The 19,307-nt window shown below is 44.7% G+C and carries 20 protein-coding genes; 3 read left to right on the top strand and 17 right to left on the bottom strand.

The features are described 5' to 3' along the window. Positions 1-244 precede the first annotated feature (244 nt). From Q0307_RS07580 to Q0307_RS07505, 16 genes are all read right to left on the bottom strand, one after another. Complete coding sequence (locus Q0307_RS07580) at positions 245-1,084, bottom strand: glycosyltransferase family 2 protein (protein WP_298658928.1); 840 nt, start codon at positions 1,082-1,084, stop codon at positions 245-247. Beyond that, the gene (locus Q0307_RS07575; RefSeq protein WP_298658925.1) at positions 1,085-2,008 is read right to left on the bottom strand and encodes a glycosyltransferase family 2 protein; all 924 of its coding nucleotides are present in this window, start codon (positions 2,006-2,008) and stop codon (positions 1,085-1,087) included. It lies immediately after the preceding gene. Beyond that, positions 1,992-2,531: an acyltransferase gene (locus tag Q0307_RS07570; RefSeq protein ID WP_298658922.1), complete on the bottom strand. Its 540-nt coding sequence runs from the start codon at positions 2,529-2,531 to the stop codon at positions 1,992-1,994. Before Q0307_RS07570 ends, Q0307_RS07575 begins: the two co-directional genes overlap by 17 nt. After that, positions 2,528-3,814: a hypothetical protein gene (locus Q0307_RS07565; protein ID WP_298658920.1), complete on the bottom strand. Its 1,287-nt coding sequence runs from the start codon at positions 3,812-3,814 to the stop codon at positions 2,528-2,530. Before Q0307_RS07565 ends, Q0307_RS07570 begins: the two co-directional genes overlap by 4 nt. A gap of 6 nt (positions 3,815-3,820) precedes the next feature. Continuing rightward, positions 3,821-5,095 carry an oligosaccharide flippase family protein gene (locus Q0307_RS07560; protein ID WP_298658918.1) on the bottom strand — a complete coding sequence of 425 codons (1,275 nt, stop codon included), beginning with the start codon at positions 5,093-5,095 and terminating at the stop codon, positions 3,821-3,823. 3 nt (positions 5,096-5,098) lie between these two features. After that, entirely contained in the window at positions 5,099-5,572 is a 474-nt protein-coding gene (locus tag Q0307_RS07555; protein WP_298658915.1) for a glycosyltransferase, read from the bottom strand. Continuing rightward, a complete protein-coding gene (locus Q0307_RS07550; RefSeq protein WP_298658912.1) occupies positions 5,569-6,024 on the bottom strand; it encodes an oligosaccharide biosynthesis protein Alg14 in 456 nt (151 codons plus the stop codon). The genes Q0307_RS07555 and Q0307_RS07550 overlap by 4 nt, the downstream gene beginning before the upstream one ends. Continuing rightward, positions 6,021-6,974, bottom strand: a complete 954-nt coding sequence (locus Q0307_RS07545; protein WP_298658907.1) for a class I SAM-dependent methyltransferase — start codon at positions 6,972-6,974, stop codon at positions 6,021-6,023. The genes Q0307_RS07550 and Q0307_RS07545 overlap by 4 nt, the downstream gene beginning before the upstream one ends. Further along, on the bottom strand, positions 6,974-8,047 hold the full coding sequence (gene rfbB / locus Q0307_RS07540; protein WP_298658905.1) for a dTDP-glucose 4,6-dehydratase: 1,074 nt from the start codon (positions 8,045-8,047) through the stop codon (positions 6,974-6,976). Before rfbB ends, Q0307_RS07545 begins: the two co-directional genes overlap by 1 nt. A gap of 2 nt (positions 8,048-8,049) precedes the next feature. Next, the gene (gene rfbD, locus Q0307_RS07535) at positions 8,050-8,946 is read right to left on the bottom strand and encodes a dTDP-4-dehydrorhamnose reductase (protein ID WP_298658902.1); all 897 of its coding nucleotides are present in this window, start codon (positions 8,944-8,946) and stop codon (positions 8,050-8,052) included. After that, entirely contained in the window at positions 8,943-9,491 is a 549-nt protein-coding gene (gene rfbC, locus Q0307_RS07530) for a dTDP-4-dehydrorhamnose 3,5-epimerase (RefSeq protein ID WP_298658900.1), read from the bottom strand. The genes rfbD and rfbC overlap by 4 nt, the downstream gene beginning before the upstream one ends. Beyond that, on the bottom strand, positions 9,488-10,366 hold the full coding sequence (gene rfbA, locus Q0307_RS07525; RefSeq protein WP_298658898.1) for a glucose-1-phosphate thymidylyltransferase RfbA: 879 nt from the start codon (positions 10,364-10,366) through the stop codon (positions 9,488-9,490). The genes rfbC and rfbA overlap by 4 nt, the downstream gene beginning before the upstream one ends. Before the next feature lie 106 nt (positions 10,367-10,472). Further along, positions 10,473-11,183 carry a class I SAM-dependent methyltransferase gene (locus Q0307_RS07520; protein ID WP_298658896.1) on the bottom strand — a complete coding sequence of 237 codons (711 nt, stop codon included), beginning with the start codon at positions 11,181-11,183 and terminating at the stop codon, positions 10,473-10,475. A gap of 193 nt (positions 11,184-11,376) precedes the next feature. After that, complete coding sequence (locus Q0307_RS07515; protein WP_298658893.1) at positions 11,377-11,736, bottom strand: Uma2 family endonuclease; 360 nt, start codon at positions 11,734-11,736, stop codon at positions 11,377-11,379. Further along, positions 11,726-15,532, bottom strand: a complete 3,807-nt coding sequence (metH, locus tag Q0307_RS07510) for a methionine synthase (RefSeq protein ID WP_298658890.1) — start codon at positions 15,530-15,532, stop codon at positions 11,726-11,728. Before metH ends, Q0307_RS07515 begins: the two co-directional genes overlap by 11 nt. Positions 15,533-15,718: 186 nt before the next feature. After that, positions 15,719-16,327, bottom strand: coding sequence for a hypothetical protein (locus tag Q0307_RS07505; protein ID WP_298658887.1), 609 nt, complete (start codon positions 16,325-16,327; stop codon positions 15,719-15,721). Positions 16,328-16,562: 235 nt separating this feature from the next. Between Q0307_RS07505 and Q0307_RS07500 the strand changes: the two genes are divergently transcribed. The 3 genes from Q0307_RS07500 (at position 16,563) to Q0307_RS07490 (ending at position 18,274) form a co-directional block, all read left to right on the top strand. Then, on the top strand, positions 16,563-17,135 hold the full coding sequence (locus Q0307_RS07500; protein ID WP_298658884.1) for an NnrU family protein: 573 nt from the start codon (positions 16,563-16,565) through the stop codon (positions 17,133-17,135). Between the two features lie 69 nt (positions 17,136-17,204). Next, complete coding sequence (locus tag Q0307_RS07495) at positions 17,205-17,582, top strand: VOC family protein (protein WP_298658882.1); 378 nt, start codon at positions 17,205-17,207, stop codon at positions 17,580-17,582. Positions 17,583-17,590: 8 nt separating this feature from the next. After that, the gene (locus tag Q0307_RS07490; RefSeq protein ID WP_298658879.1) at positions 17,591-18,274 is read left to right on the top strand and encodes a YafY family protein; all 684 of its coding nucleotides are present in this window, start codon (positions 17,591-17,593) and stop codon (positions 18,272-18,274) included. Positions 18,275-18,724: 450 nt separating this feature from the next. On the opposite strand, the gene Q0307_RS07485 is transcribed toward Q0307_RS07490, so the two are convergent. Continuing rightward, positions 18,725-19,270, bottom strand: coding sequence for a hypothetical protein (locus tag Q0307_RS07485; RefSeq protein WP_298658876.1), 546 nt, complete (start codon positions 19,268-19,270; stop codon positions 18,725-18,727). Positions 19,271-19,307 lie beyond the last annotated feature (37 nt).

Genomic DNA, 19,307 nt, shown 5'->3' with positions numbered 1-19,307 from the left:
ACCAGTTTACACCAGCAGGATCTTATACGTGGAAACTTCTAGCTAGTTACTTAGTACCGATTAGGCCTAAATGTGAACTCCGTGCTTATTTGCACTAAATAGCTGTTATGTAAGCAAAACTTGATCTTTGCGGCACATAGACACTCGAATCGGCCACTATTCTGCCATTAAATATAGCTTAATTCAGCAATTTGTGTCGTAAAAAAAATACAAAGGTAGGAGTTTTTGTGACAATCGTGAGCTTTTAGCTGGATTGGGTTTGGCGGGAGGTATGATCAGTCTCCCAACGATAGTTAGATAAATGCCTCAATTGCTGCTTAGCACGTAGACGGATGAGTGTAGCAATCGCTAGATAAATGCTTACCGAGAAAAAGTCTTTGCTAAATAGTTTAGACCGCATAATTTGAGAGTAGGGCTTTGCTTGAGCTTGAGTACATAACTTAGCAGTTGCTAATTGCATATTTCCCAAGCGAGCTCGCGTCTTAATTTTAATCAGAGATTTAATGTTTTGTGGGGCAGTGATAAAAACTTGAGTACCCGATACATTACCACGCTCTTCGGCTGAGAACTGACACCGCACAAAGCCATCATCATTGATGACATTAGGAAAATTAATGAATCGATTTCGCCCTTGCGCAGAAATAACAAAGCTACAGGTCGCGACGACGCCTTCACGAATGTAAGGCAAAGATAACCAAACTTTATAATATTGCTTAACTAACCAAGAAGAACGCGAAGTATCAATCACTGGTTCAGGTGCAGCCAATAAGAGCTTGCCCTGAGCCATCACTTCAGTAATTTTCTCAATGGCTCCAGCGGAAAGTTTAGTATCTGCGTCAATATAAAAAACCGGCCACGATAAAACATGCTTTTCAGCTTCATTAAGCGCGTTCACCTTGGAAGGTGTCGCAATATCAAGACAAACTACTTGAGGGTATTCTTGCTGCACGATAGTCGCTGTTGTATCCGTACAACCATTACAAGCCACAATAATTCGATCCACTCCAGTCTGTTTTAAAAGACTATCTAAGCAAGCACGAATAACAGTAGCTTCATTATGTGCAGGAACGATAACGCTAGGCATTTATGCTGAATATCCTTTGAGCCAATGATCACGAGCTTGATAAACGGTTTGCCACTCTTGAGTTTGTTCTGAGCGCGGCTTTAGCAAGCGATGTATAGCGTATTTGTTGAAGACATAGAGCCAGAGTAAGGCTTTGAAAATGGGGCGCTTCCACTCGCTAATATGCCGATTAATCAGCTCTACTTTGCCTTTAAGTAGCTTAATTAACTTACCCGAAAAACGTGAATGACTGACACCTCCATGATGGATAATGCGTGCATCGGGCGTGACAATGGGTTGATAGCCTTGCGCTTTAGCGCGTAAGCAAAGGTCCGCTTCTTCAGCATACATGAAGAAAGTTGGGTCTAAGCCCCCCAGTTCATCCCAAACTTGCCGTTTAATTAGGAAAAAACAACCAGAAAGAATATCTACTTCTTTAACTGTATCTCGCTGCCAGCAACCGTAATTAGCGTAATTGAATAGGCAGCTTGAACTAAACAATTTACTTAAGCCCAAAGCGCTAAATAGCAATGAAGCGAAATCCGGTTTAGACCAAGCATGTTGCGTATTTAAGCTAAGATCATTGTTTAGAGTAACGCCTCCCCAAATACCATGTTTAGGCTGCTGCTCAGCAAAGTTTAAAAGCTTATCAATGGCGCCATCCAATACCACCGTATCAGGATTCAGCAATAATAGATAGTTACCCTGTGCTTGCTCAACACCTTTGCGTACCCCTCCTGCGAAACCTAGGTTTTCAGAGCTTTCAATTAATTGAATACTGGGAAAAGCAGTACGAATAAGGGCAACTGAGTTATCACTCGATTTATTATCTACAACAATAATTTCATGTGACTGTTGAGTCTGCTCTTGTACCGACTGTAAAGCTTTGCATGTGTGCTCAGCGGTATTGTAGGAAACTAAAATAATACTAACTAGCGGTTTCATTTAAGGCGGCTGCGCTAGGCAAAGTGGAGGACATAGTTGCTTCAGGTTTGATGGGGGCTTGGCTATTGATTAGGCGGCCATAGGCTTTAGTATGAATACCGCTACGGATCACAGTGGCCGGATTTCCTGCCACAATCGAGCCGGCTGGCACATCCTTAGTAACAACACTGCCGGCGGCAATAATACACTCATCGCCAATACTGACGCCTGGCATCACAATAGAACCGCAACCTATAAAACAGCGCTTACCGATTGTAGTCATTTGCTGATAAGCACCTGCATGACGTTCAGTTGCATAGTCATGAGAAAGAAGGATGCTATCAAAAGTTACCATCGTTTCTTCGCCAATTTCTAAGCTTGTCGGATTGGTCTTATCGACTCGAGCTTTTAAGGAAATACGTACACTAGGATGCAATTTCATCCCATAGAAAGAGCGTAAATACCAGTTGTAGGCATAGAGTAGGCTATGCCGAAAATGCAGTATTCTCATGAATACTTTTTGACTAACGAAGCGTGGCTTCATTTTGCTGGTTTCCCCTGCTCCCCAGTTGACATCATCCCACTATACAGACTAGGTGTTTCTGGTGTTAGATAATATTTTGCCCAAGACATAGCGCCTAAAGTGAAGAAAAACATTGGCTGCAATTTGTCGAAATAGTCAACAGTAAAACCTATTAAAATCAACGACATGAATGATAAAATCCAAGCAGTAACCATCCATTTGACATTTTCATGTTGCCGATGTACTTGATTTAACACGCTAAAAACCGCATAAAAACAGGCTGTCAGTAAAAGCACAAAAGCAAAAACACCGTGTTGTAGGGTAACAAGTAACCAGAAACTGTCAATACTATCGCCCATCCAATCTTTCCAATAAGGACGAGTCCAGTCATTGTGCGCAATCCCTAAAATAGGATGAGATAAAATATCATCCATGCTGTATTCCCACTGCAACATGCGGAAATAGCCGGTATTCGGATTGAACGTGAGATAGGAAATTAAAATTCCAAAGAAGCCACGATTGGACAATGCTTGAATCAACATAGCAATCGCTAAACCGCTAAAGAAAATCGCCACCCAGAAGCGCCGTGCGGTATGCCAGAACTTAACCAGTAAGACCGTAAAAGCTTGGAAAATCAAGGACAGCAAGGGAGCTGAGGATAAAGTAGTGAGCATAGAAAGGCTCAAGCCGAGAATCATCGAAAATTGTCTAATTTTTTGTTGACGCCAGAACAACAAAATAGCAAAGGGGAAGAATAATGCTGCGAGAGTGCCATATAAAATTGGATGAGCAAAGACGCTGGTGGTGCGCATAATGCTACCACGTATGTAATATTCGGTGTATAGGCGGTAGTCGATGGATAAATGCCCAGTGAGGCGTTCAGCCCATTCGTGCAAAATCCGATGATGCGAAACCGCTTCATAGATGGCGGGCAGGGTAAGTGCCACCAAAATCCAAATGAATGCTAAGTTGATCCGATAAAAACGCTCAGGCGTCGTAATAAATAGCTTAGCTAAGTAGAACGCGCCTAAGGTTTCTAATGAATATAAACCGGTCGATTCAATCGCTTTTTGTAAACTGTGATTTGCCCAGAAGCTAGCAAACGCTAAGACAATGAGGCCTAGCAGCAATACATCAGTCAGGTCAGCCCGTTTTAATACGGTGCGGAAATTAAAGAAGGCATAGATCAAAGTCAGTGCGAGAATGACGCGGTAGGTTTCGATACGTACAGTTCCAGCCATGACAAAGAATTCAACTGGAATAAAGATCGAAATAACAAATAAAACGGCAAGGATTCTTAGCATAGTTGTCTAAGCATAGCCACTTAACAAGCGGTTTTTGAAGAAAAACACGATCACTCCACCCGTTAAGAGTAAGTTCGCAGCTAAAGTTGCCATTGCAGCGCCTTCAATACCATATTGGGGAATCAACAACCAATTCGCTAACAGGTTGGCGAGTAAGGCAACGAATAATAAACCATTAAGATAGCGCACTTGCTCGCGAATAATGAACATAAAAGAGAAGGTAATGCCTAAACCACGGACTAACTGTCCTAACAAGAGGATAACTAAAGTCGTTGCAGCTTGTACGTAACCTTCATTAAACACCGCTAGAACCGGTTTTCCCACCGCAGCAATGATCACAGTGACCACACTTAAGACCACTGCAACTAACAGCGTCGCCTGCCAGAAAAATTTGCGTAGTTTTTCAGGATTTTGTTTATGCATCCGTAAGAGGCGCGGGTAAATCGTGGCATCTAAAGCGCCTAAAAAGAATCCACTCACAAATGACAAGCGCGCCGCCACTGTAAATAAAGCTACATCCTCATTATTTAATAACCAGCCAGTCATCAATGTGTCTGCCCACAACATCATGAAAGCAAAATAGGACACAGGTGCTAGGGGGAGGGAGCTTTGAAACACCGATTGACGTGTGATGGGGGCACCCCGTGATTTTAAAGAGGGTAACCACGCACGTAGCCAATAAAATGACACTAGACCCGCTAACACTACCGACAGCGTGTAAATCCACAAATAGTTTTGATAAACTGGGAAAAAGGGCCATAACAGCAAAATAACCAACATCATACAGACAGCAGGGAGCGCATTTTGAATCAGTAAGGATTCAGAAATATGATGAGCTGCCTTCATAAAAGCGGAGTTAGTCATCACCAGATTAAAGAAGAAAATACCTAAAGCGGCGACCCATAACAAACCTAAATGAATGTCGCCATCAAATAAATTCCGTTTGACCACGGGACTGATTGCGAGCCAAATCAACATAAAGATAAAACTGGTGATCAGCAGCAGTCTAAACGCGCTATATAAGTGGCGTAACTGTGCTTCTGCTAGCCCTTGTTCAGGTAGACCCGCGACTTCACGGACTAACCATTGTTCTACACCCACACGACTAAACAGTGAAATACCCGTGACTAAAGTCATCAGCATGAATAACATGCCCGCTTCATTCATCGGTAAAGTACGGGTAATAATAATCGCAACTGCAAAGTTTAAACCCACTCCTGCAAAGCGCGCGATAATCGAGAATGCTGTTTGCCAGAGTAAAGAGGGGTTATTTAACTTCATGGTTTAAGCTCGAATGGCTTGGTCAAGAAAGTTAATCAGATTTTGCCGCCGTTCAATGCCTACTTGTCCACTAGCAGTCAAAGAGTCATGCTGATCTAGCAAGGCATTTAAGTCTTCACAGGTTTGCGCAGTATAAACTCCCGGTAATTTTGCCATCCACTCTAAACCATCCGCTTGATGGTTATTGCGATGTTCGCCCAATTCATATTGACGATTCATGACAATAATAGGCTTACTGCTTTCAATGGCGGTAATAATATTGCCCATTCCCGCATGGGAAATAATTAGACTGGCCGCTTTTAAGGTTTGGTTAAAAGCCTCCGTAGTCATAAAGCGTTCATAGCGTGCATGGATAGGCAGATACTCGCCCGCAGCAATCTGAGCAACCACTTCAACCCCGTGTGCCAGCGCCCATTCGTCCACACAGCGAATCAAGCGGTCAAAAGGAAATTGAGTGCCTACTGCCACGAAAATCATAGAACCGATCCTTTGAACAGGATTTGTTGCTGATCGCTCAAATGTTCCCATTGTGTCAGAAATACATCAGCACAGTTTTTCACTAGCTCACCCGAGCGGGAAATTTTTTGTACATTAGCAATGCTATCCACCCAAATAGTACGAATTCTAAGCAGTTTACCGAGCACAATAGCCACTACACCGGGGGCTGCTCCTGTCGATAAAATCACCTGTGGACGTTCTTTTAGTAGAATATAGCCAACCTGAAAAGCACAAGGAATTAACTTCCACTTATCGTCCGCACTGACATCTATGACAGAGTATATTTTCTGAGCGCGTTTAGGCCTAAAGAGCTTATCCGGCAATGCATACACAATTTCATGCTTTGCCTCCAAACCAGCACATAAGCGAGTCAACTGAATCCAATGACCGCCGGGGGATGAGATGGCGAAAACTTTACATTTAGCAGTCATGAAGCTTTACGCAAATAAAAAGCAGCTTGATCACCTTTATTTAGAGCATTTAATTCACGTGCACGATGTTCAAATTGCTTAATCTGCTCCGTGGTAAACGGAGAATTGGCTGGGTTTTCTGCCCAAGAATGCTCTGAGCGCAGCGCAATATCTTGTTCGTATTGCTCGCTACCCCAAAACTGGAAGGCATTAGAGTCATAGTGAATTTGACTAACGATAAAACCGGTTTGCTCTGCTAGTTTTTTAATGCTATCCACTGAATGTAAGAACAGATGGCGCGGCGCATCTAATTGCGACCAATTCACCCCATAATGCTGCCAAGCATAAGAGGACACGGTTGGTACACGTAGTAAAACGGTACCTTGCTTAGCCAGCAGCTTTTGGGCTTGTTCTAAGGTTTGCTGTTGATCCACCAAATGCTCAAAAGAGTGGTGGAACATAATCAAATCCCATTCACCTGTTTCACTGAAAATATCACGTTTTTCAATGATTAAGCCATTAGGGTAACGGATTGTATCTGCATTAAAGGGGTCAATACCTAATAGCTGGGTAAAGCCTGCATCGCGTAAAGCATTTAATAGTAAACCAGCACCACAACCGACGTCTAAAATGCGTGAATCTTTTTTAAGATGAATGGGGCGCAGGGTACTAAGTTTACGGTTCGGTGAAACTAAGCTTAAAGCATGTCCAAGTAAGGATTTACCGGTTACTGCATAGTAATCGCGTTGACATAATAACTGTTGCTTAAGCTTACTAGCAGTACTTGGAGCAGAGTAGGAGTAATAGTTGCTAGGATAATAAGCCGCCAAATTGTCTGGAATGGCTTCAATTTGTAAGCAGCCACAATCAGCACACTGGAAATAGCGATGCTCATCCCTTAGACCAAGCATCATCTCCTTAGCGGTGTAAACCCTATGTTCGCCCTTGCTCCCACAAATTCGACACTGCATTAAGCTGGCTCCTTAGCCGCTGCATGACTACCAAACAGTTGAATATCATCCGCTTGCCAGAAGCTGGTATGAGTTAAATACCAATCTAAGGTTTTTGCTAAACCAGATTGGAAGGTTTCGGCTGGAGTATAGCCTAACGCCTGACAAATCTTGCGATTATCAATCGCATACCGCCGATCATGCCCAGGGCGGTCAGTCACATAAGTGATCAGTTTATGATGTGGAACATGTGGGGAGTTTGGGAAACGCTCATCTAATAAGGCACACAAGGTATGAATCAGATTTAAGTTAGTTTGTTCATTATTGCCGCCTATATTATAAGTTTCCCCTACCTGACCTGTGCGGATAATCAAATCAATGCCGCGATTATGATCATCGACATATAGCCAGTCCCGAATCTGTTGACCATCGCCATAAATCGGTACAGCCTTACCGCGCAATAAATTGGAAATGGCGAGTGGAATAAGCTTTTCAGGATATTGATAGGGGCCATAGTTGTTGGAGCAATTACTCGTGGTGGTACTCAAACCATAAGTATGCTGGTAGGCGCGCACAATATGATCTGAGGCAGCTTTACTAGCGGCATAAGGTGAATTTGGTGCATAAGGCGTGGTTTCTGTGAAAGCCGGGTCTGTTGCTGACAAAGTACCATAGACTTCATCCGTGGAAACATGATGGAAACGATGTGTACAGCCTTTGTTTTCATCCAACCAAACTTTTTTAGCTGCTTTTAATAAACTATGCGTGCCATCAATATTGGTACGTAAAAAGGCATCAGGTCCATAAATCGAACGATCTACATGCGATTCGGCGGCAAAATGCACGATAGTCTCAATAGAGCCTTCGCGTAATAAGTTTTCGACCAAAGGCTGATCAAGAATATCACCTTTTACGAAACGAAAATTCGGCTGCCCCTCTAAGCTCTCTAAATTGCTATAGCGGCCTGCATAGGTCAGAGCATCTAATACCGTGATATGCGTCTCCGGATAGCTCGCTAACCAATAATGAACAAAGTTGGTGCCAATGAAACCAGCGCCACCGGTTACCAGTAGATTTTTAGGTTGATAGGTCATAATTAGGCTTGGTGATATGATTCATATAATTCGGTGAGCATCGCCTGCAGACTAGTATGCCAATAGGGCAGACGATAGCCAAGAGTCTCTTCAGTGCGGCTTTTATCCATGACGCTAAAGGCAGGACGCCTAGCGGGAGTAGGGTAGGCACTACTGCGAATTGGATGAATAGGAATACGTTGCTTGAGTAATCCTAATCGATAAGCCTCTTCTTGAATGGTCACCGCAAAATCGTACCAGCTTGCCACGCCATTATCTGAGCAATGCAGAATACCCTGTGCATCTCTTTCTACTAAAGCCCAAATACTGAGCGCGAGTGTGCGTGCCCAAGTGGGTGATCCTACTTGATCATACACCACGCCTAATTGCTCACGTTCTTGCATAAAGCGCAACATGCTTTTTACAAAGTTATTGCCATGCGTGGAGTAAAGCCAAGAAGTGCGAATAATTAAAGCAGTTGGTAGATGAGCTTGAACCTGCTGTTCGCCACTGAGTTTAGTAGCCCCATAAACACCTAAAGGTGCCGTTGCAGCTTCAGGTACATATGGTAGGGATTGTGTTCCATCAAATACAAAATCGGTGGAGATATGGACTAGCTGAGTCGGCTTATGTTGATTGGCTTGTGCCACTGCTTGAGCGATGAAGCCAGCAGCCTCAGCATTTAAGCGCTGCGCATTGGCTTGATCAGTTTCTGCTTTATCCACCGCCGTATAAGCGGCTGCATTAATGATTAGATCAGGCTGATACTGTTCTAAAGCGGCGGTGATTTGCGCAATATCAGTAATATCAAGGGTTTGATAATCCGTGGCGATGAGCTCAATACTTGGTGCTACGGTGCGTTGCAGTTCATAGCCTAATTGACCATTTGCACCCGTTACCAAGACTTTTTGCAATTTCATGCAAATACCTCCGCCTCTGGCAACAAAGCACCTAGAGCATCTTTAGCTGATAATTGTGGTGCTTCCCCTTGTACCAGTGGCCAAGGAATATTCAGATTAGGGTCATTCCAACGCACACAACGCTCATGTTCAGGGGCGTATAAATTAGTGCATTTATATTGGAAATCGGCTGATTCACTCATCACATAAAAGCCATGTGCAAAGCCGGGAGGAACCCAAAAAAGACGATGATTTTCGGCTGAAAGTTCAACTGCCGTCCATTGCCCGAAGGTTGGTGAGGAACGGCGTAGATCAACCGCTACATCATAGACGCAGCCTTGGGTCACACGAACTAATTTGCCTTGTGGGTTTTTAATCTGATAGTGCAAGCCGCGTAAAATCCCTTGGCGTGAGCGACTATGATTATCCTGAACAAATTTAAAGTCTAAACCGGCTTCAGTAAAGGTTTGTTGATTCCAAGTTTCCATGAAGAAACCACGCTCATCACCAAAGACTTTAGGTTCGATGATCAGCACATCTGGAATGGTTGTCGGGATAATTTTCATGCCTTAGCGACCCCAATAAGATAATGTCCGTAACCACTTTTTTTCAGAGGCTCTGCCAAGCGTAATAATTGTTCAGTATCGATATAACGCATTCGCCAAGCAACTTCCTCAGGGCAAGCAATCTTCAAACCTTGGCGCTCTTCAATCACCCGTATGTAGTTGGAAGCATCCAGTAGTGAGGCATGAGTGCCTGTGTCTAACCAAGCGGTACCACGCTTGAGAATTTCGACTTGCAGTTGCTCTTTTTCTAAGTACATTTGATTTACGGTGGTGATTTCTAGCTCACCGCGTTCAGAGGGCTTAACTGCTTTAGCGACGTCCACAACTTGATTGTCGTAGAAATACAAGCCTGTCACTGCATAGTTGGAACGCGGCTTGGCAGGCTTTTCCTCAATATTGAGTGCACGGCCTTGATCATCAAAATCGACCACCCCATAGCGTTCAGGATCACGTACATAATAGGCAAAAACAGTAGCACCTTGAATTTGCTCATAAGCAGCTTGTAAGCGTTGGGAGAGACCTTCACCGTAGTAAATATTGTCGCCTAAAATAAGCGTACACGGAGCGTTGCCTAAGAATTCTTCGCCAATGAGAAAAGCTTGGGCTAAACCTTCCGGTTTAGCTTGGATAGCATATTGAATATTTAAGCCCCATTGCTTACCATCACCTAATAATGCTTGAAATTGGCTAGAGTCCTGTGGGGTCGTGATAATTAAAATATCGCGAATCCCCGATAACATTAGTACCGTCAAGGGGTAATAAATCATAGGCTTATCATAAACGGGCATTAGCTGCTTACTAACCGCTTGGGTCAAGGGATACAAGCGTGTACCACTGCCACCCGCTAAAATAATGCCCTTACGTTGTATGCTCATGGATTTTTTCATTAATTATCTAAACTTAAGATCAAAGTGTAGTTGAATTGTTGGACAATGCATTAATTCTATCTGTCGAATGGTTGCTTAATGGCGGTATTTTGACTTAAGCGGCTTTTTGCAGCCAATCAATCCGCTGTGGGGTTAAAAAGTTCGCTCCATCCTTACCCATTTGTTGGTTAAAAGCCATTTCAACTTGTGTCGCCAGCTCTGGACTCAATACATGCTTGGTATGTGTAACGCCAATAATTCGCTGTTCAAACTCAGCAAAATCTACGAAATGTGTCACTGCATTAAAAAAGATTTGCTGCTTTAACTGTAATAAACCTGAATCTACCGCTGCTTGGGTGTGCTGGAAAGCGGCTTCTCGCACTTTTTGCTCATCATGAAATAAGCGTAACAGCTCATTGAAAGCACCGGCATAAACCGGTTCTGAAATCCATAAAGAACCTTGAGGTTTCAATACACGCTCTATTTCCTGAAAAGCTAACGGCATCAGTTCAACTGGTACATGGTGCAAGGATTTGAACATAAACACTATGTCAACACTATTATCAGGCAATGCGATCGCTTGAGCACCACCCGCACGAAACTCGATGTTATTCGGGTGTTCGCTAGCTAAATTAACCTCATGTTGAATGGTGTCGACTTCAGTAGCAATGATCTTATGTACCGAAAAGTTTTGTGCAATTGCCCGTGTTAACTGGGCTTTGCCGCACCCTAGCTCTAAGATGGTTGTGCCATCAAGATTAAGGTGCTGGCGGATAAGCTCCAGTTCGTTAGCAGTCTCGGTTGCGGAAGGTTGGGCAATTTGCATGATAGAACGATAGGTTTGCTAAAAACGCACGCATTATAAAGGACTCAGGGGCTTGCCACTAGCAGAATAGCAAGTAGGTGCTTTAAAAAGTGAGTTTTAATCCCTTTATAAGGTTGGATTATCAATAACTTCCAACCATTCTGTCTATTTTACTAGCTCACACTACCACACTACACCCACAAGCCAATCGAATCTATACCGGTGAAAGATAGTGCTCTGCTCCTTTCTCATGTACATGTAAAATCGCCAGTGTATAGGGATTTAAAACCACAATGTTTTTCACGCCCTGCGATAAATAAAATGGTGGGGCAATTTGTAAATCTTTAGCTTCGTAGCCTTTGCTAATAATTTCAATCACGGCCTCAGGCACTAGGCTAATCGCTTCTTCATCTTCATCCGGTTCACGGCAGAAAATTGAAATATCAGGGCGTTTGAGTGAACCATTGGGGAAACTTACATACACATCGGCAATGTGGATGCAGCTACAAGCGATGCCAGTTATAGGTTTAATAGTGCTGCGAATACGATCAACTGCCCACTTATTAGGCATCATACCCCAACACCGGACTCAACCACTTCTCAGCCTCCGCCAAACTCATCCTCTTACGCTTAGCATAGTCCTCAACTTGATCACGTCCTACCCGTCCAATGCCGAAATAACGTGACTCTGGATGGCTGAAATACCAACCTGATACTGAGGCTGCTGGGTACATCGCAAACGACTCGGTGATGATCATGCCGGTATTGTTTTCTACATCGAGTAATTGCCAGAGTGAGCCTTTTTCGGTGTGATCAGGGCAGGCCGGATAGCCGGGAGCGGGGCGGATACCTTGATAGCTTTCGGCAATCATGGCCTCATTATCTAAACTTTCATCGGTGGCATAAGCCCAGAATTCTTTACGCACACGCTCATGCATTTGCTCGGCTAAGGCTTCCGCGAATCGATCACATAAGGCTTCTAGCATGATCGCGCTGTAATCATCGTGTTTGGCACGAAAATCCGCCAAGTGTTGTTCAATCCCAAAGCCTGCACTCACAGCAAACGCCCCCAACCAATCCGCTTGACCAGAGTCTTGTGGGGCGACGAAATCAGCTAGGCTGTAATTGGGTTGTTGTCCGTTTCTGTCCATTTGCATACGTAGATTATGCAAAGTAGTGTGTACTGTTTGGCGTGCTTCATCCTTAAACAGCACAATATCATCGCCTAGGCTATGGGCTGGGAAGAAGCCAATCACTGCTTTAGCGTGAATCCATTTTTCCGCCACGACCTTTTGTAGCATAGCTTGGGCATCAGCCAATAATTTCGTGGCCTCAGTACCCACCACCTCATCCTTGAGAATCTCAGGGTAGCGCCCCGCTAATTCCCAGCTACGAAAAAATGGTGTCCAATCAATACGCTCGACTAGCTCAGCTAAGGGGTAATCCGCAAAGCTCAGAATAACACCTGCACCCTTGTGAATTAACTTTGCATTAGTTGGAATGATCTGTGCGGCTTTCTGTGCATTACGCTCAGCTTGTAGTTTGTGCGCGATACAGCAATGCTCTTTTTGCCCTGATGCGGCTGCCACTTCCAATAACTTCGGCTTAGGGGGCACATAATTCGCCCAATCTCCTTTAAATGCGTTAGCACGCGCATCGGCAATTGAAATCAGTTTGCGCTCAGTTTGATTAGCAGCACGTTTTACACGTACTTGTTCGTACTCCTCACGAATACTTTGTACATAAGCCGGTTTTAATTCTTTGGATAACAGCGAACTGGCTACCCCTACTGCACGCGAGGCATCAGCGACATAAACCACCATGTCATTTTGATATTGCGGTTCGATTTTCACGGCGGTATGAATTTTGGAAGTAGTAGCGCCCCCAATCAACAGCGGAATCTGGAAGCCTTGGCGCTGCATTTCTTTAGCCACATGCACCATTTCATCCAAGGACGGGGTAATCAAACCAGACAAACCAATAATGTCGACTTTTTCATCACGAGCGACTTGCAGAATTTTTTCCGCAGATACCATGACGCCCAAGTCAAGCACTTCGTAGTTATTGCATTGTAGTACTACACCAACGATGTTCTTACCAATGTCATGCACATCACCTTTGACGGTCGCCATCAGGATTTTGCCATTGGCTTGCATGTCTGCGCCTTCTTTTTCGGCGGCCATAAACGGATCAAGGTAAGCCACCGCTTTTTTCATCACCCGTGCGGATTTAACCACTTGGGGCAGGAACATTTTGCCCGCACCGAATAAATCACCCACTACATTCATGCCATCCATGAGCGGGCCTTCGATGACTAATAGGGGCTTACCCAGTTTGATGCGTGCTTCTTCAGTGTCTTGATCGACATAAGCATCAATGCCTTTCACCAAAGCATGTTCCAAACGCTTTTCCACCGACCATGAGCGCCATTCTAAATCTTCTTTTTTGTCTTCGGCTTTGCCGTCGCCTTTATATTTCGGCGCAAGTTCCAATAAGCGCTCAGTTGCACCCGCATCACGATTCAAAATCACATCTTCAACAGCATCACGTAGCTCTTTAGGAATATCGTCGTAAACTTCCATTTGTGAGGCATTGACGATACCCATGTCCATGCCCGCTTGAATGGCGTGATACAGAAAAACGCTATGAATCGCCTCGCGCACCGGATTATTGCCACGGAAGGAGAACGAGACATTCGATACTCCACCCGAAACATGCGCATGTGGCAAGTTTTGGCGAATCCAGCGGGTGGCTTCAATGAAATCCACCGCGTAATTATTATGTTCATCAATGCCCGTTGCGACCGCAAAAATATTTGGGTCAAAGATAATATCCTGCGGTGGGAAGCCGACTTGCTCAGTCAAAATCTTATAAGCACGTTGGCAAATTTCGATTTTACGCGCTTTGGTATCGGCTTGGCCTTGCTCATCGAAAGCCATCACAATCACCGCAGCACCGTATTGACGCACCAGTTTGGCTTGTTGAATAAACTTCGCTTCGCCTTCTTTCATGGAAATCGAGTTAACGATACCTTTGCCTTGAATACATTTTAAACCCGCTTCAATCACTTCCCATTTAGACGAGTCCACCATCACCGGCACACGCGAAATATCAGGTTCAGAAGCCACTAAATTCAGGAAGCGCGTCATTTCCTTTTCAGCGTCCAACAAACCTTCATCCATATTCACGTCAATAACTTGCGCCCCGCCTTCGACTTGCTCAAGGGCGACGGCTAAGGCTTCGGTGTAGTGCCCGTCTTTGATTAAGCGTTTGAACTTGGCTGAACCCGTCACATTAGTACGCTCACCCACATTCACGAATAGACTGTCTTTGCCAACATTGAAGGGTTCTAAACCGGATAAGCGTAATTCGGCTGGGATAGCCGGTAACTGGCGGGGCGCAAGGCTGTTTACCGCTTCAGCGATAGCTTTAATATGTGCAGGCGAAGAGCCGCAGCAGCCGCCAACAATATTCACCAAGCCTTTTTCTGCCCATTCTTGAATGAGTGCCGCCATTTCCGCAGGCGTCATGTCATATTCGCCCATCTCATTTGGTAAGCCCGCATTCGGATGCGCTGAGACATAAGTGGCCGAAACCCGTGCCATTTCCTCGACATACTGGCGCAATTTATCAGGACCGAGGGCACAGTTAAGGCCAAAGGAAATCGCATCCGCATGCGCCAGTGAGTTATAGAAGGCTTCCGTAGTCTGCCCTGTTAACGTCCGCCCTGATTCATCGGTAATGGTACCGGAAATCATAATCGGTAATTCAATCCCATCTTCCTCAAACACTTGCTTGACCGCGAATACGGCTGCTTTAGCATTGAGGGTGTCGAAAATGGTTTCAATCAGAATGATGTCTGAGCCACCTTCAATTAAGCCACGTGTGGATTCTTTATAATTCGCAACCAATTCATCAAAGGTGATATTACGAAATCCGGGATCATTCACATCGGGCGAAATCGAGCAAGTACGCGAGGTAGGGCCTAAGACACCGGCAACAAAACGAGGCTTGGCCGGTGTGCTGTATTCTGCGGCGACGGATTTAGCGAGTTTCGCGGCTTCTACATTGATTTCATAGGCAAACTCGGCCATTTCATAATCGTGCATGGACACGCGCGTGGCATTGAAGGTACAGGTTTCTAGAATATCCGCACCCGCTGCTAAATACTGGGCATGAATCTCGCGAATCACACTGGGGTTTGTGAGCACCAGTAAATCATTATTGCCTTTCACATCCTTGTGCCAATCTTTGAAACGTGCGCCCCGATAATCTGCTTCTTGTAGTTTGTAACGTTGAATCATCGTGCCCATCGCTCCATCAAGGATGAGAATGCGTTGGGTGAGGGCAGTTTGCAGCGAAGTAGGCATGGGCAGCATCCAGAATACCAAATAGATTATTGTTGCTGCACTGCGAAATTAAAGCAATTTCAAGTTTTTCAAGAAAAAATTGAAATTATATGAATAAAAAACCCCAATTAAGAACTGTGAAAGTTGGAAAAATTGAAGAGGTTTAGCAAAGCGAGCTACCTAAGTGGCTCGCTTTGTTGATCAGTCTTAAGGTGCAACGGCTGTCCAGAAATTTGCAGGATAGCCTTGAGCATCTACTTGAGTATGCTGTTCACCGACCATCGGTTTGCCGTCTTTACAAGACCAGTTATAAATCGTTTCTCGTCCAGTGGCAGCCGCTGGAATATCTGTGGCGTTTTGGTCAGTTTTGCAGAATTCGACCATGCCTTCATTCGGTTCTTTACTGATATCAGCCTTGGCTTCACAAGGAATGTTGGCACCGACGATACAAACCATGACTTTCTTATCCATACACCGCCAAGTGACAAAGCCGGGTTCTTTTAGTTGTGGCAAGTCTGCGGTCACAATTTGTACTTTTACCATGGCTTGAATCAATTTTTCAGGCAAAACTTCACCCGTATAAGCGGCATCTCCTTTATCAATGCTGCCAACGGATTCGCAATAGGTAAATGGATCCGTTTGCCCATCACTAGTTGCAGGGGTCGTTTGTGCAGTTTGAGCTGCAGGTTCAGTACTAGCTGGAGTGGCCGCGGGTTGAGCGACTTCAGCTTTAGTTGCTTCTTTACCTTTTTGACAAGCAGTCAATAAAACTGCAATACAACAAACGCTAGCAACAAGTTTGAGTTCTTTTAACATATTGGGGGTATCCTTTTTCTGAAATTATAAAAATTAGCGTCTCGGCGTGAAAGCGCTGAACAGGAGTTTGGACAGATGAGGGACAACTAGGTTGCCAGTGAGATGTGGAAGTTTTTTGCATTTATTATGCAGGGAGTTTCTAGAGAGTTAAGACGAGTTCTTCCAATGAGCTTACCTCTAAGCGAGCTTGAATTATGCTATGGTTGTGTACCATCTAAAGAAAAAGGAGCTTGCTATGTTTTGGTTAGTTCCCGGGGTTTTTATGTGGAGCCTTGTACATTTATTTCCCTCAATCATGCCTGCTAAGCGCAGTGCACTAGTGGCTCAATATGGCAATACGTATCAAGCGATTTATGCACTCAAAATTTTAGTAGCTTTAGGCTTAATTGTGATTGGCTGGCGTCTAGCCATGCCCATGCAGATTTATACCCCCCCAGTCTGGGGACGCCATCTCACCATGCTATTGATTTTGATTGCTGTAATTTTGTTTGCTGCCTCACATCTGCCGAGTCGGATTAAACAATTCGTGCGCCACCCCATGTTAACTGGTACAGCGGTTTGGGCGGTAGGGCATTTGTTAGCGAATGGAGATAGTCGCTCACTCGTGCTGTTTGGTGGCATGCTGGTGTGGAGTATTCTCAATCAGATCACGATTAATCGGCGCGAGGGTGCTTGGGTAAAACCAGCAGTAGGGTCGTTGGGTAAGGAAGTAATTTTGCTTGTAGCAAGCATCGTGGTGTACGTAGTGTTAATGTTCTTGCATCCTTATTTCACGGGTATTCCGGTTATTATGCAGGCATCTGCATGACTCCTGACAGAATGCTGTCAGGAGTGGTGTTCTACACTAAGCTCTTGATAAGCAAACAAGGAGATAGTCATGAGTAATCCAGTGGGTTGGTTTGAGATTTATGTGCAGGATATGCTCCGTGCTAAGGCGTTTTATGAAGCGGTGTTTCACAGCGTATTAGAGCCAATGGTAAAGCCGGATATGTTTCCTGATATGGAAATGCAATTATTCCCAATGGATCAAGGCGCAGGTTCGGCAGGCGCATTGGTGAAAATGACAGGTATACCGTCAGGTGGCAATAGCACGTTGGTGTATTTTAATTGTGACGATTGTGCAGTGGAGGCGGCGCGTGTTGCAGTGAATGGTGGTCGTATTTTCAAGGAAAAAATGTCTATTGGTGAACACGGTTTTATTGCTTTAGTCTTTGATACGGAAGGCAATATGATCGGCCTCCATTCCATGCAGTGAAATCTTAAATGCGTCGCGCCGATCGCTTGTTTCAATTAGTTCAAATTCTCAGAAATAAACGGTTGGTGACGGCGCGTGAATTGGCAGAGCGCTTGGAGGTATCTGAGCGCACCATCTACCGCGATATGCAGGATTTGAGCCTGTCAGGTGTACCGCTTGAAGGCGAGGCTGGTGTCGGGTATCGCCTGCGGTATTCGCTCGATATTCCGCCCTTAATGTTTTCTTCTACAGAAATTGAAGCGCTGGTGTTAGGTGCAAGAATGCTGCGTGCTTGGGGGGGTACTGAATTAGGCCGTAGTGCTGATTCTGTGCTGGATAAAGTTTATGCGGCGATTCCTGAAGAACTGCGTCACCACCTCACCAATAATCATTTATTCGTGCTGCGCTTTGGCGAGCGCCTCGATATTTCCAAAACTTTAGATATTGCCCGTAATGCGATTGATCGGCACCGTTATGTGGAGCTTTATTACCAACGGAAAGATGGTGAGGCTAGCCAACGTATCGTTAAGCCTTTGGGTTTATTTTTCTGGGGGCAGACTTGGACGCTAGCGAGTTGGTGTGAGTTACGCAATGAGTTTCGCAGTTTCCGGCTTGATCGGATGCAAGATATTCAGGTACAGGCAGAATGCTATACCGATGTGGAAGGGCAAACTTTGCAGGATTACTTTGCCGCACAGCGGCATTTTGATTAGCTTTTGTTATATTACCAACAAAACACAAGGGTGAGTAAAAGTCTTAGAGGCTATTGAGCAAATTCAGGCTGTGTTTGCAATAGCTCCTTCTGGTAATCGCGAGCTAGAAGCTGCTGTGCAACTGTTGCAGTAAGCTAGTGATTATCAGGATTTGGAAGATAAGATTCAGTATATTTTGGCGAAGAATGCTGGCTGCGATTGACTCTGAGCAATGATGCGTAGTTTGTCGCTAAAGATTTGCAAGTTATGAGTAGCGAGGTCTCTAAGGGTGGAATGTTAAAGCTAGTTTAAGTATCTAGCCTCTCGGTGCCATGCCTAGATTAGATCTGTAGGTAGGCATGCCATGCAGCGTGTGCAGGTTTTTCTCTAAATAACTTCGCGGGGCACTTCAAGAGATGAAGACACAGCATCAAGCTAAAATCTTCCTGATGCTGCTCAACATCAAGCCTATTAACCCACCAGCTTACAAGCCTTCTTCGCCGCTTGATCGGCTAATTTTCTTGCTAGCTCATTGGCATTCGCTTGCGGTTTAATCACATCGGTTACACAGCTAGTTGTCGCGGTGATTTTGCTCACGACTAAATAAGAGGTGTTTTTTTCAGGACGCTCAGGGTCTTCGGAGGCATTGAAGCGCACAATTAGGGCAATCGGTACAGATTTACTACCTTGCTTTTGGATACGCCATTCGGCTTTACTGCCCAAGCTGGAAAACCCACTAGACACGGTATTCCAGAGTTCTAATGGATGTTCTGTTTTCTTAGAGTCAACGACGCTAATCGTTTGCCGCAGATCACCTTCCATTATCAATAAGTCATAACCGCTGAGTCCTTTGCAGCGTCCTTTATACCAGCCACCCCCTTCTTCGGAGGATTCTAGGGTTTTGCAGTTGGCTCCGTCTAAAGCGGTATAAACGCTAGTAATCGGCGTAGCCGCTGGTGCATTGCAACTCAGGCTCAGTAATAGAACGCTGCTAAGACTGCTGATGATTTTGTACATAATAACTCCTCGCTATTTTATTTTGACTGAAAGGCTA

Origin of the sequence: uncultured Thiothrix sp. (assembly GCF_937873765.1) — a bacterium.
In the GTDB taxonomy this organism is placed as follows: Bacteria; Pseudomonadota; Gammaproteobacteria; order Thiotrichales; family Thiotrichaceae; genus Thiolinea.
The sequence above is the reverse complement of the archived record's forward strand: the minus strand, read 5'-3'. Positions and strand labels throughout refer to the sequence as shown.